Source organism: Caulobacter sp. S45, from assembly GCF_009765965.1.
In the GTDB taxonomy this organism is placed as follows: domain Bacteria; phylum Pseudomonadota; class Alphaproteobacteria; order Caulobacterales; family Caulobacteraceae; genus CAHJWH01.
In genome coordinates this window covers 1561888-1574317 of record NZ_LMUL01000014.1, presented here as the reverse complement: position 1 = coordinate 1574317, position 12430 = coordinate 1561888, and the positions used below count along the sequence as shown (strand labels likewise).

The window sequence follows — 12430 nt, the reverse complement described above, 5'->3', positions numbered from 1 at the left end:
CAGCCGAGCTCTGTTCGTCAGCTCTCGCCGATCTCTCCGCGAACCACGCCCACTGTAGACATCAATCCGACCGCGAGCCGACGATAGTTTCGCCCTAGTAGGCGAAGAACGGCCCGGCCGTGGTCCCCACGCTGCGCCCCTCGATGACGGTGTAGAGGTTGCGGCCGTAGAAGAACGGCAGCCCAAAGTCGAAGCTGCTCGGGATCACATCGGCAAAAGCGAACGTGGCCGGATTACCTCCCAGCCCGGGCAGGACGGAATTGCTCCCCGACAGCAGGGTCTGGGCGTTGTTGAGGCTGAACGCGGCGGAGGCGGTGACGCCATTCTGTCCCTGGAGCGTGGGGCTCAGCGGGGTCGCCGCGGTGGGGCAGTAATAGCCGTTGAAGTCCTTGCCCGAGCACGCCGGCAACGTGCTGTCCTGGAAGAGATAGAGGCTGCTGCCGCTGTCGATGAAGCTCTGGGGCAGGGTCTGACCATTGTAGATGGCGGTGAGCAGTCCTGACCCAAAGGGTCCCGTCAAACCCGTCGCGGTCAGCACCGTTGCGGACCCGAGCCCGTTATTGGTCTGGGTGCCGACGCCGAAATACAGCGTGCCGGTCAGTGTGGCCTCGCCCGTGGCGGGCGACGCCGGCAGGCTGATGATGGTCCCGTTGTTGTCCACGCTCATGGCGGCGACGGGGTTGGGTACCTGCTGGAACGGCGCGGCGGCGGAATCCGCACGAGTGATGGTCGCGCCACACTGGGGATTGGGGCATTCGAAGTAGGTCGCCGGGCCGGTCTCGATCGCCCCGGTGCAGCCGGACCCGCAGTCGGTGATGCTGGCCCCGATACCCAGGATGCCGTTAGCGCCCATGGCCTTGACCGTGTCCATATTGGTCCCCCCGCCCGAGGAGCATGAGGCCGGCACGGTGGCGAAGGCGCCCGTGTCCCCGACCACCTCCAGCGGCATGTTGGCGACCTGCTCCCCGCCGATCTGGAAATCGGCCTGCCGCACCGACCCGAAGGCGTAGCCGTCGACGAACTGGTAGCATTCCCCGACCGGGAAGCTGTTGGCGTCCGTCATGTTGGGCAGGGCCGACAGCACCGCCGGGGTCAGCACCGGCTGGAGGAGGCGCAGGCCCACCGATCCGGTGTCCACCAGCACGTGGTCGATCGTCTGGCAGTTGGTCGTGCCGGGCGCGCAGATCGTCACCGTGGCGAAGAGCGCGTTGGCCGCGATGAACCCGTCCGGTCCCGTCGCCAGCGCTGCGGGGCCCTGGTCCACGGTTATGCTGGTGAAGTTGCTCAAGGGCGGGGGCGGGGGCGGGGCTGTGTTGGTCCCGGCGGTCGCGCCGCTGGAGCCGCCGCCGTGGCCGCCGCAGGCGGTCAGCAGGATGAGGAGCGCGCCGAGGGCGCAGAGCGTCCTGGTCATGGCCATCTCCTAACGCATGTCCTTGCCGGAGAAGCCCGCCGGAACCTGTTGCGGAAGATAGGCCGAGCCCCAGAAGGCGCCCGGGTGGCCGCCGGTGTGGACCACCAGGTCGGCGCGGTTCACGGCTAGAGGCATCCTATGCACGCGCGGGCGGCGCGTTGCGATATCGGCCTGCATCGTATCGAAGCCGTCGCCCAGAAGTTGACGCAAATCCGGGCGACCGGCCCCACGCCAAGAGACGGCGAAGACCACCCCGTCTTCGCGCGTGAACTCCCGCACAACCGCGCCGCTGGGCAATGTCAGGGTGTGCAAGGTGTAGGCCGACGTCGTGGTCGAGCTCATCTGCGCGCCGAAACGAGCGCGATCCATTTCCACGGTCTCCCGGGTCCGGCCGAGGGAAGCATGGGCCATGGGCGCGGAGACCAGCCAGATCGTCCCGGCGAGGATCGCCATGGCCTTGCGGACACGGTCGGCCCCAAGCGGTCGCCCGGGTTCGGATATCGACAAAGCCGCTCTCCCCTCACGCCACATAGATCAAGCGACCCGCGCCCTAGCCCGGCCGCATCCGCGACCGCAAGCTGCCGAATCGATGATAATGGCCGTCAGCCCGACCGCCAACCCGGGCGCATGTCTAACGTGGATTCAACCGGTGCGCGTCTCGATACGAAGCTCCACGCGCGATCCCAACGGGCTCCACGTGCCGCACCGCATGTAATCGACGTTAACGGGCCGCTAACCAGGAACCCTGGCGGGGCGTTAGGAGATAATTATCCGACGCAGCACGGATCGAGTCATGCCCGCCTCCGCCCTGAACCACTCCGAAGTGATCGCTTTGTGGACGACAACCTTCGGCGAGCCTCCCGCAATTCAGGCCGGCGCAGGACTTCTTATTCGAATTCTATGCGAGCTCGCCCCGGAAGCTGCGAAGACGTGCGCAATCGGCGCGCTGGAGCCCGTGCTTCAGGAGGCTCGTGAGCTTCGGCTCGAGGTCGCAGGGGGGACGCAGCATCTCTCGGCGGATCGCCCATCACGGCGCTGGCTTGGCCAAGAAGCCGTCGGGGCCGCTACGCCTTCATATCCAGCACACGGCCGAGCATCTGGTCGGCCGTGTTGACGACCTGGGCCGACGCTTCGAAGTCGAACTTGGAGGTGATCTGGTCGACGGCGTTGGATGCAGGATCGCCCTGGCCGGTCACGGTGTCCTGAGCCGAGGATTCGAACCGCTGGGCGGCTGAGATCATTCCGCTCGTGCCGATAGAGATGGCGTCCATGGCGTGCTCCTCGCCCGCTCCTACTGCTGGCGGCGTTAAGGCCTCGCGCACAAGGATGGTTACGACCCAAAGGGCGCGGGCCTCGGCGACCTGTGTCTATGACGGACGCCGTTTGCGCCGCTGGGATCGTCGGCGTGAACGCCAGAAGGAACGCCCCGCCCACGAATAAAGGCTCGGAGACGGCGCGGCTCTACTGAATCGACGTGTTCGACTGGACCGGGGGGCCAAGAGAACCTTGGTCATCAGGATTCCAGCGACGGCGACCGCGATGGCGAGCGTCGCCCAGGGGTTGCCGAAGGTCAGCTGCGCCCCCGCTATCGTGGCGGCCACTAGGCCGATCTTGAACAGGACCCCTCGCATTCTGGGCGCAATCGGTGAACGGAAGATTCAGTTCCCATCCGGGGTCCCCTCTAAGGCAATCAAATCAAATTGTTATTCGATGGCGCCGATGAATCATTCCCGTGCCAAGGGCTTAAGGCCGCCCGAGCAGCGGGAAGGATGAGGCGGGCTGGCCGACTTCACCGACAGGCGCATCGCCCAGCTACGGATCTTGGCCGGCGGGCGTCCTTGAACACTGCTACCAGATCATCAGCCGAAATAGGCGGCTTGGTCGCCAGCGAACTGGCTGAGCGGGATGTGGAAATCCGCACTTTTCGGGAGGTTGGGTGGTGCCGCCTAGGTGACTCGAACACCTGACCTACGCATTACGAAGAACTGAACTGTAAAAATATCCCTTATAAAACAATATGTTATTGCGATCTTACTTGAGAAAAATCGGAGGTTTATTTGTGATATCTCCGCATATTCTATTTCATCCATGGCGGGCATTCGAGATTTTTCATGAAAATCCCAAATTCGCTCATCGAAAACTCGTAAGTCGGCCTGCGAAAATTGGAAAGCTCAACCCAATCTCCCCTTTTTAGAGCGGTGCGGCATTTGTTCAAGCCGCCGGTTCGGAGCTGATAAATCTGATTTGCGCCGCCCCCGATGCTGCCCCCAAATAGCGATTTGACAGGGAGGGGACGTCAAACAGCCTTGCCAAAAGCGTGAATTTCACCTATAATATCTGATGGTTGGCGCTACACTACAACTGTGCCCATCCCATAAAATCTTTGTTCTACCTATGCCCTCGGCAACCGTCGGGGATAAGTCATAACTGCGTCGCAGCATTCCGTTCCCAAAGGTCTCTCGTTCCTCCCTCTCCGGGGCTTTCGATTAAGTTCGAGAGCCTTGATAATAGAGTTATGTCTAAAGGATAGTATTGGAGCCATCCGGAGAAGCCCGAAGGGCCGAGCGGGAGCGAAGCGACCGTTCGTCGGTGGCGGCGTTTTGTCCCGACACGGGATTGTCCGAAGTTTCGTTCTCGCCGATTCAGGCTCCGGTCGGTCTGGCGGAGGCAAGTTGAGGTGGGCTGCGATCTTTAGTTGAAGCCGTAGGGCTTCCAACGGAGCGCCGACTCCAGGCATACAGCTTCGGTGAACCTGGATCGCGATAATATGGGGGCCGCTCAAACAGCGGCAGAGGCGCACGCCTTCATTGAGGCGTTTGCGAAGGTGACGGTTAACTACGTCAAGAACGTGCTCGGCGCTCCGCTCGCCGAAGCGGCCCAGGCGGAAGAGGTCTTCGATCCCGATTGGGACGATGCGACCAAGCTCGTGGAAAGTGGGCTCGCTTCGGCGGTCATCGATGACGAGGCGAGGGCGGGAAGGCGTTACCTTCACATTGACGTCGCGGCGTCGCCGAAGGGCTTTCGGGCGCGGCAGCTCTTCCTTGGACTCACAGGCCTTTCCGACAAGCAGCAACGCATCCTATTTCCTTGCCTTCGCTCCCGAACGCCGAACGAACGAGAGCAATTAACCGCGGAGGTTGCGCGCCTTAATGCGTGGCTCGATGACATGCGCAGCGGTGGCTTCGATCTCGCAGCCTTTGTCACCTATCAGCGAAGCATCGGTATCCACGGCCAAACTCAAAACTTGAGCGGTGCGATTGGCGCCGCAGGTGCGGCGATAGCGTTCGTCGACGCTATCCGAGAGCTCCAGCCTGATGCCATCGTTGATACGGTTGGTGAATTACCACCCGGCACAGTTCGAACGCCGAGGGAGGTTGATGATTGGCTTCGAGGTGGTCCGAACCGGACCACTCGAGCGCTGCTGCTCCGCAACGGACGCGCCGTTGTGTTTGCTAGCAGTAAGGACGCCAATATTTTCGAACCCCTTGGGCGGGAGGGCTTCGCGGATGCACAGGACGCTTTGACGCGGTTCAACGCCGTCGCGAAGGACCAACGCCAACGTGCGCAAAAGCTGCATGAGCACGCCGTGGGCGAAGTGAAGACGGCTACCGATCCCGCGAACCTACACGAGCGTATGGGCCTAGCCTCCAGGGAGACGCAGACGGAGCTGAGGACCGATCGTTTCCTTATGATGGCCTTGTTGAACCGTGAAATTCTGAGCGGCGGGACCCAGCGGCGCGTTATGAACAACCGCGATCTGACCCGCTTCACCCACGTCTTCAACCTCCACCACTGCTGGGGATGGGATGGCGGCCGTGAGAGAAATCCGGAGCACTGGGACTTCTTCAAAGCGAACGTCAAATTGTGGTGCGGGCTTTAGGCCGCCGAGCGCATCCCTGACCGGCGCAGATCCTCCAGATGGAGCGAGGTATTCGGCATCACCCATTCTTCCGGGCTCGGTTTGCGGCCAGTGATCGTCCATTGAACGCACGCAGCGATTTGCCAAGCAATCAGCGGCGGCACAGCGTCACCGATTGCACGATAACGGTTGGCGACGGACTTGACCGGGAACTGATAGGAAAAGGGAAAGCCTTGAAGCGTGGCCATCTCGCGTACCGTAAGTAGGCGATCAGCTTTTGGGTGTGCATATCGTCCATTTCCCACGTGCGCACATTCACGCTTGATCGTGGGGGCGGGACGGTCCCACCACATTCGCCCATAGACGTCCGGATGTGAGCCGAGGTCTCGGACTTGCCATCGCCGCAAACAGTCCGGCGTGAGCAGGTGGCGTGTCGTTGGGCTCTTTGCGACATCGGCCCAGCCACCCCCATCGTGGGGGGTCGCTGCCAAACGCGCTCTTACGAGTTGGCCCATGCCGGGGGCCGCTGCCCCGGTAGCGTCTCGGGGATGGTCTTGGAGCCATGCGTCCAACCTACCCAGTGCAGTCCGCACGGTAACGGCCGCAGAGTCGATCTCCCACCCATCCCACAGGTCCTCTAATGTTCGTGCGGGGCCCACCCGTGAGGCGATGATCAGGGCGCGCTCGCGAACTTGGGAAAGGCCAAACCGGCTTAGGAAGTGGACGTCCGCCCTGACGTCGTAGCCAAGGCGTTCCAATCGAAGGCGAAGTCGATCCCAATGTTGGGGGTGGTTGCCGGTGATCAGCTCGCGCGCATTCTCCATGACGAAAACTTCGGGCATGAATGCCTCGACATAGTCGCCTGACCGGCCGACGAGCGTATTACGGCTACGGTCGGCTAGGTGGTTTTCGGGATTGGCGCGAGAAAAGTCCGTGCACGGGGCGCACGATATGAGGCAGCCGATCTTGCCGCGTGTCAGGCCAAATCGACCTAGAAGCTCATTGGGGTCGAGCTTCAAAAGGTCGTCCGAGATTGGGCGCAGTCCATGATTGGCTTCGTATATATCGTTGCAGCGGGTCTCGCCGGCCCCCTTACCCGAGGGCTTGGCGACCTCTAAGTCTACCGCGCCCCCGAGACGCCATCCGGATCGGTTGGAGAAGCCGGCGCTCATGCCGCCGCCGCACGAAAAAAGGTCGACAACGGTGCGGCGCGGCAATCCTGACATCCGACTCATGGCGTAAAATCCCCCGCCCCTTTGCTTAGCAGCATGTTCGAGTCGAGGGAACGTGTTCTCTATTCGTTCCGAGGCTTCACGAGCGGCGGTCCCAGAAAATCTTCCAGGCGAATTCGGAGTTGATCGTGATTCGTGAGTTCGCACTCCCACAGCACGAGGGAGGTCCAACCGTGTTCCTGAAGAGCTAGCGCGTTCCGATTGTCCCGATCGATGTTAGTTTGGAGCTTGGATGCCCACCAATCGCGGCGGCTCGTTGGGATGGTCGCTTTTGAGCACCGCGGGTCGGGGTGCTGGTGCCAGAAGCAGCCGCGAACATCGATCACCTTTCGTTTCGCCGAAAAAGAAATGTCGGGGCGGCCTGGCAGGTCCGCGCGGTGCAGGCGAAAGCGGTAGCCCAAGGAGTGGAGGAGGCGGCGCACCACCAGTTCCGGTTTCGTGTTGGTCGAGCGCACGCTGCTCATGATGCGCGACCGGACGTCTGGAGGAACCGTGTCCATCGGCCTTCCGCCGCTTCGGATGAATGATGCGCGTCGCATACAGATATACAAACGGCAAGGGCGTGAACAAGCCTTCCCCCGTGCCGTCCGGAGTGAAGCGTTCGCTTTCGTCGATGGCTAAGGGAGGCCGATCTCCTCGACCCAATGGCTCAGGGAGGGGGCCCATTTGTGCCGAAGCTCGAAACGGCTGAATGAGCGCTATAATTCGTTGAGGCCGAGGCTCAGTCGTAGGACCCTTTGAGGGCTTGCCGTTCGCTTAATATTGCACTGTATCGATGGAGGAATATTACCTCTTCGTTTCCAATTAGCGGTGTGTCAATATTGGAAAACGTTCTTCCCTTAATAACGTCAAGTATACGCATATCTTTAAGTTCGTAGGTTGTTATGCTTTGTGACATCGCCCAAAGGCCAAGCCTGGCCGCTTCCTCAGATAGTGAAGGGTCTTCACAAAAATATGGGTAAACCACGCGATGGCCGTCCTCGCCAATTGTAAAAGACAATGTGTTTTCGACTTTGATGGTGCCTAAGCCTTTTGCTTCGTAGCGGGATTTGATGTGGTCATCTATTGTTGTGAACGCTTCGTTTCTCTGGCGGCGATTCTCCTCCCACCAAAGTAAAAAGCCGTCGCGTAACATTGTATACAGTCGGTCGCGTCTTCCATTAGAGGAGATTCTGGATGCGGTGGAAGCGCGTAAATCTACTTCGCCGGAAATGTGATTTTTGGCATCGGCCCAAAAAGGCCCATAAAAATCGCCACCTTTGCTGCTGCTATAACCGCTTGCCTTCTTTCGTTCATCCCGAATGTCGCTCCGTAACATCGAAATGCGGTCAGCCTTGGTCGCGTACATCGCGTTGAGGAGCTTCCCCAGACCAATCAGTTCGAACGACATCTAGAGCGTTCCATCTCACGAGGATTGGGCGACCGATCAAGCCCTCCGAATCATCAACCCTGGGGGTGAGTCTGGCTATTGAGTCAATTGGGGGTGGTTGAGTTGGCTTATGGCCAGCGGTCTTACCTTGGCTAATTAGCTCAGTCGGTGTGGTGCCGAGCGCCTCGGCAAGCCGTCCGATCACTTCCACGGTTGTGTTGGCGGTACCCGCTTCGATCCGTCCTAGATAGGCAGGTGAGACTGATACCTTTTGAGCGAGAGCCACCAACGTCATCCCGCCCTCCAAGCGTCGCCGCCGGATATTGACGGCGATCATCCGCTTGAGCGCCTCAGCGCTGGGCCGAATGGTTTTGCGACGTGGCATGACGAGGAGCCCCGGGTCTCGGGCGACCGCCGCCCTCAGCGGGATTCCGCCTCCTCGTCGGGGATGATGAGGTCAACCGGCGTGGTGTCGAGCGCCTGGGCCAGTTCGTAAAGCGTGACGACCGTGGGGTTCCGTTGGCCCCGCTCAAGGTCGCTGAGGTATTGCTGCGAGAACCCCGAGCGCACAGCGAACTGCTCCTGGGTCAGGCCCCGGTCGAGCCTGAACCGTTTGACGTTTCGCCCCACCAGACGCCGCATATCCATGCGGGCACCGTTGACGGCTGAGCTTCGCCGAGTTTATCACACATAGTATGTACGGTTGAGCTGGTGACCTTTCCCGTCGCATCCCGGACGGGGGCTCGCCGAGCCGTTGGCTTGGCGTTTCACCAACTCTAACCTCAAGTGGGGGCGCCTTTTGAATCCGTTTTCTGAGTTCTTTGGCAGGTATGCCGACTTCGACGGCCGTACGAGTCGCAAAGCGTTTTGGATCACCGCGCTGGCGCTCTCGGCCCTGTTCATCCTTGTGGCGGGTGTTTGTAGCGCAGTTGCGGGCGGCTCCCCGGCGAAGCCGTCTCCAATGGTGGGCGTTTTGATACTGGCCACAGCCTGTCCGTTCCTTGCCCTGGCGGTTCGCCGATTACATGACAGCGGCCGCTCGGGCTGGTGGCAACTGCTTCAACTCACCGGGATCGGCTCCCTTGTGCTGCTGATCTGGCAGCTACAACGAGGGACTACGGGCGAGAATCGGTTCGGCCGTGATCCGCTGTTGGCGGTGAACGCCTCGCCGCCGTCCGGCGCCGGTTCAAATGGGGCGGAGCAGACCTACGGCTCTGGACCGTCGCAGGGCTTTCCCGGCGGCCCGCCCAAGCGCTCCAAGACCGGTTTGATCGTCGGATTGGCGATGTTGGCGGTCATGGTGGTCGGGACGCTGGCCTACATCGGTGGAAGAGCAGGTCCCTCGAGCGGGGCAGGGCAAAGCGCCGTTGTCGCCCCGGCTAAGATCGGACAGCCGGTCCCACTCGACAACGTGGAGGTTACGGTCACGGGTATCGACCAAACCTCCAACGTGGGTGGAGAGATCGTCCGTGAGCAAGCGGCCGATGGCGGTGTGCTGGTGGTGGTGAACTACTCGGTGAAGAACACTTCCGGGAAGCCCGTCGGCGCCAGCGATATGCCGGACATCAGGCTGCGCGATCCCAGCGGCACAATCTACAAACCCGACACCGGCAAGACGGCGGCTTACGCTTCCACCGCCAACCTGACGTTCAAAGCCTTCAGCGACCTCAATCCCGGCTTGAGCGTCACCGACGCGGAAGTGTTCGAAGTCTCCAAGACGGCGTTCGATCCGACGAAGTGGGTGGTGGTGGTGGGCGATAGGGCCGTCAGTATGGTCGAGCCGTCGGCTGCGGCTGCGGCTGCGGCTGCGGCTGCGCCCACGCCCGTTGCAACACCTGCGGCTGACGTTCCAGACACCAACACGATCGCTCAGAGCACGTCACCCGACGAGGCTACGCCCACGACAGCGAACTTCGGCGGCGATCCTAACTTCTCAGCCTACCCAGCATTGCCTTTCACCGGGACGGCGAGGTTTCCCGACTTTGGCGGGGCGGATCGTGAGTACGCCATGTTCCGCACTCGCATTGTGGACAGTGTGAGGGCCGGCCCCAATTTCGCAGGGTCGTATGCGATCGCGGCTTTCGGCTGCGGTTCGGATTGCATGACCGGGTTCGTCACGGATCTTCGAACGGGACGAGTAGCGCCCCTTCCCATTAGCGGGGAGGAATATCCGGGCCTTCGCTTCGATGGAAAGCCCGACAGCCGACTGCTGGAGACGTGGTGGCAATCCGGTAACGACACCTCGCATCCGGTCTGCACCCGCCAGCTGTTTGTCTTCAACGGTGAGACCTTCGCACCGCAGCCGAAAATCGAAGTTCCTGGAACCTGCCCCTGATTGGCGATGGGCCCGGTGGATCGCCGCCGGGCTCTATTCCCTACGCAAGGAGGTCTACATGAGTGACGACGCTGCCCGTACGGGCGACTTGCCGTCGGAGGATAAGGATTTTCCGGCCCTGTTCGCCACCATCCATCACCGCGGCGAGAGCCGACCCGATGGCTTCACAGCGGACGAAATCACCGAATTGAATGAGCTGGCGAATGGTTTGTCGCCCCCGCGCCGCTAATGGCTTACGCCAAAGGGACATGTGGCGATTGCGGGCGGATTGCAGGCAGGAACGAGCTGTACCGCTGGAGCCGGGAGGAGAAGACGGGGCGCATCTCCGGAACGGCAGGCGCCGCGTTCGGGACGACCCGCATCCGACGAGCAGGCGGACGTTCCTCGACCTGGTTTCGCAGAACCGTTCGGTTTTCAGGGGGGCGAACCCTGTATCGTGTCCGTACCTACATGCTCTGCGGCGACTGTTACGCCGAAAGCTTGCGCAATCAGCGCCGCGCCAAGGCCAATCGCCAGCGAATAACCCTGGCTGTGGGTGTCTTGGTGATGGGCCTGTTTTGGACGGCTGCCGTCGTTAGCGCTCATAATCGAGCCGTCTATCTGGCGTCGCATCCATCGATCCCAACGGCTGTGGCGTTCCGGGCCTATCGTTCTCGATGGCGCGAGCGCTCGGAGTCTCCGCCGCAAACGTCGGATCGCCAAGGCCACGGGTATCACCACCACTCGAACAGGCCGCGAACGGAAGTTAAGGGCGGCTACTTCAGGGTGCACTGTCGTGTTGCTCGTGCCGATGGTCGGCATCGGACTGATCGGTGTCGCGGTCCTTCTGCGATGAAGCTTCTGCTCGGCTCGCCGCAACGGGCCGCCTTCGAATCCGATAGCGGCTGAAAGCGCCACCTCTATAGTCCAGCTAATGTCGTTCACCGATCCCGACGCCGCACTTCAGGCCGTTCGCGCTGATTATGAGGCTCGGCCGCCGTTGGCGCAGGCCTGTCAGCTCGGCGACCTCATGATCCTCAAGCCCGACGGTGCTCGACCCGACCCGGGCCTACTGTGGATTATGGGCTTCAACGGCGGGGAAACCGAGGGAGCCAAGGACGGGGCTGGCGACACGCAGTCAGCTCGCAAATGGTTCAAGCTGTGTGGTGAAGCGGCGAGCGCGGTCGGCTCTCCTGCCTATATAATCGGGGAGCGGACTCACTGGGGAAGTCCAACCGTCCGCGACCTCGTCCAGCGGGTTGGCTCCGCCGAACGGTTCCGTGCCCTCCTGAAGCTTCACGCGGCGGCCAATCTGGCGTTGCTTCATGCCTACCGTCCACGCGTCGTCTGGATGACGGGGCTATCCTCATACGCCACAGAAGCGGTGGAAGATTACGGCCTTATGCCTAAGGGCGAGCCCGCGCCGCGAGATAAACGGGGACGGCTCTGGCAGGAATACGTGGGTGCTGACGGCGTGCCGTGGCTGGCTACTATCCACCCAACGGGCGCGCGCATAAGCGCGGGGGAGTTTCAGCGCGTAAAGGCCAAGCTTGCCGCATTAAGCGCAGGATTGCCTTAGCCGCGAACGGTCGGTCATGACGGCTGAGATGGGCGCGCCCTCGGCGACGCATCCTCTCGCCGTACCGATAAGGCCGAGCAGATGCTTGCGTTGTCTGCTTCGTGAGAATTGTGGAAGGCGCTCCCATCACAACGGGAGACATCACATGGGCGTTTTGGACAAGCTCACCCTCACCGACACCGCCAAGTCGAAGGGCTACGACCCCATCCGGGTCCGTCGTCGCAAACTGGCTGCGGCGATCCAAGACCAGCTCGGGTTGCTGAGCGCTGAGGCGGAAGGCGGCGTCTACCGCAAGACCGTTCGCCACCGGGTTCGGGACCTGGAAACCGACGTGCTTGTGGAGACCGAACAGCAGCGCCGGGTCTCGCCGTGGTGGTGGACCGACGACAACGGCATGACCAATCTGGCGATCCGCTACGGCTCGACGGTGCTCAAGCTGAAGGGCGGTAAGACGACCGTCGTTCTGAAGTCGCACGACGAACTAAGCGGCATTCTGGCCGGGCTCAAAACGGATGTGCTCGCTGGACGCTTTGACGAGGTTCTGGCCCAGGCGGCGGCCGAATTGCGGGAGCGGTTTGGGACGGAAGAGGGCCAAGCCTAACGAGCTGGCCAAGATGATCGATAGGGGCATGACTCGATGGCCTTCCGGACGAAGTTCGAGTCATG

General features: G+C 61.6%; 13 protein-coding genes. 5 read left to right on the top strand and 8 right to left on the bottom strand.

Going from position 1 to position 12430, the window contains the following annotated elements; genetic code table 11:
- Window positions 1-94 precede the first annotated feature (94 nt).
- The 3 genes from GSQ87_RS14370 to GSQ87_RS14360 form a co-directional block, all read right to left on the bottom strand.
- Window positions 95-1411 carry a DUF3443 family protein gene (locus GSQ87_RS14370; protein WP_216839330.1) on the bottom strand — a complete coding sequence of 439 codons (1317 nt, stop codon included), beginning with the start codon at window positions 1409-1411 and terminating at the stop codon, window positions 95-97.
- 9 nt (window positions 1412-1420) lie between these two features.
- Window positions 1421-1918 (bottom strand): DUF2844 domain-containing protein, encoded by a 498-nt coding sequence (locus GSQ87_RS14365; protein WP_216839327.1) that lies wholly within the window; start codon window positions 1916-1918, stop codon window positions 1421-1423.
- Between the two features lie 557 nt (window positions 1919-2475).
- Window positions 2476-2682 carry a flagellar basal body rod C-terminal domain-containing protein gene (locus tag GSQ87_RS14360; protein WP_158916064.1) on the bottom strand — a complete coding sequence of 69 codons (207 nt, stop codon included), beginning with the start codon at window positions 2680-2682 and terminating at the stop codon, window positions 2476-2478.
- 1475 nt (window positions 2683-4157) lie between these two features.
- Here GSQ87_RS14360 and GSQ87_RS14355 point away from each other — a divergent pair.
- Entirely contained in the window at window positions 4158-5291 is a 1134-nt protein-coding gene (locus GSQ87_RS14355) for a hypothetical protein (RefSeq protein WP_158916063.1), read from the top strand.
- Here the strand turns inward: GSQ87_RS14355 and GSQ87_RS14350 are convergent.
- The 5 genes from GSQ87_RS14350 to GSQ87_RS14330 form a co-directional block, all read right to left on the bottom strand.
- Window positions 5288-6496, bottom strand: a complete 1209-nt coding sequence (locus GSQ87_RS14350; protein WP_158917699.1) for a DNA cytosine methyltransferase — start codon at window positions 6494-6496, stop codon at window positions 5288-5290. The two genes, GSQ87_RS14355 and GSQ87_RS14350, sit on opposite strands and share 4 nt — an antisense overlap.
- 68 nt (window positions 6497-6564) lie before the next feature.
- Window positions 6565-7002: a very short patch repair endonuclease gene (locus tag GSQ87_RS14345; protein ID WP_158916062.1), complete on the bottom strand. Its 438-nt coding sequence runs from the start codon at window positions 7000-7002 to the stop codon at window positions 6565-6567.
- 221 nt (window positions 7003-7223) lie between these two features.
- Window positions 7224-7892, bottom strand: a complete 669-nt coding sequence (locus GSQ87_RS14340; RefSeq protein WP_158916061.1) for a hypothetical protein — start codon at window positions 7890-7892, stop codon at window positions 7224-7226.
- Entirely contained in the window at window positions 7831-8208 is a 378-nt protein-coding gene (locus GSQ87_RS23165; protein WP_158916060.1) for a helix-turn-helix transcriptional regulator, read from the bottom strand. Before GSQ87_RS23165 ends, GSQ87_RS14340 begins: the two co-directional genes overlap by 62 nt.
- Before the next feature lie 83 nt (window positions 8209-8291).
- Window positions 8292-8519: a helix-turn-helix domain-containing protein gene (locus tag GSQ87_RS14330; RefSeq protein ID WP_158916059.1), complete on the bottom strand. Its 228-nt coding sequence runs from the start codon at window positions 8517-8519 to the stop codon at window positions 8292-8294.
- 151 nt (window positions 8520-8670) lie between these two features.
- Here GSQ87_RS14330 and GSQ87_RS14325 point away from each other — a divergent pair, with 151 nt between their 5' ends.
- From GSQ87_RS14325 to GSQ87_RS14310, 4 genes are all read left to right on the top strand, one after another.
- A complete protein-coding gene (locus GSQ87_RS14325; protein ID WP_158916058.1) occupies window positions 8671-10206 on the top strand; it encodes a DUF805 domain-containing protein in 1536 nt (511 codons plus the stop codon).
- Between the two features lie 58 nt (window positions 10207-10264).
- Window positions 10265-10435, top strand: coding sequence for a hypothetical protein (locus GSQ87_RS14320; protein WP_158916057.1), 171 nt, complete (start codon window positions 10265-10267; stop codon window positions 10433-10435).
- A gap of 684 nt (window positions 10436-11119) precedes the next feature.
- Entirely contained in the window at window positions 11120-11764 is a 645-nt protein-coding gene (locus GSQ87_RS14315; protein WP_158916056.1) for a hypothetical protein, read from the top strand.
- Between the two features lie 145 nt (window positions 11765-11909).
- Window positions 11910-12365: a hypothetical protein gene (locus tag GSQ87_RS14310; RefSeq protein WP_216839323.1), complete on the top strand. Its 456-nt coding sequence runs from the start codon at window positions 11910-11912 to the stop codon at window positions 12363-12365.
- Window positions 12366-12430: the final 65 nt, after the last annotated feature.

What these genes read in the sequence shown, in the direction of transcription:
- GSQ87_RS14345 (WP_158916062.1), bottom strand. Translation starts at nt 7,002, where the DNA reads ATGGACACGGTTCCTCCAGACGTCCGGTCGCGCATCATGAGCAGCGTG.
- GSQ87_RS14330 (WP_158916059.1), bottom strand. Translation starts at nt 8,519, where the DNA reads ATGGATATGCGGCGTCTGGTGGGGCGAAACGTCAAACGGTTCAGGCTC.
- GSQ87_RS23165 (WP_158916060.1), bottom strand. Translation starts at nt 8,208, where the DNA reads ATGATCGCCGTCAATATCCGGCGGCGACGCTTGGAGGGCGGGATGACG.
- GSQ87_RS14350 (WP_158917699.1), bottom strand. Translation starts at nt 6,496, where the DNA reads ATGTCAGGATTGCCGCGCCGCACCGTTGTCGACCTTTTTTCGTGCGGC.
- GSQ87_RS14315 (WP_158916056.1), top strand. Translation starts at nt 11,120, where the DNA reads ATGTCGTTCACCGATCCCGACGCCGCACTTCAGGCCGTTCGCGCTGAT.
- GSQ87_RS14360 (WP_158916064.1), bottom strand. Translation starts at nt 2,682, where the DNA reads ATGGACGCCATCTCTATCGGCACGAGCGGAATGATCTCAGCCGCCCAG.
- GSQ87_RS14340 (WP_158916061.1), bottom strand. Translation starts at nt 7,892, where the DNA reads ATGTCGTTCGAACTGATTGGTCTGGGGAAGCTCCTCAACGCGATGTAC.
- GSQ87_RS14370 (WP_216839330.1), bottom strand. Translation starts at nt 1,411, where the DNA reads ATGACCAGGACGCTCTGCGCCCTCGGCGCGCTCCTCATCCTGCTGACC.
- GSQ87_RS14310 (WP_216839323.1), top strand. Translation starts at nt 11,910, where the DNA reads ATGGGCGTTTTGGACAAGCTCACCCTCACCGACACCGCCAAGTCGAAG.
- GSQ87_RS14320 (WP_158916057.1), top strand. Translation starts at nt 10,265, where the DNA reads ATGAGTGACGACGCTGCCCGTACGGGCGACTTGCCGTCGGAGGATAAG.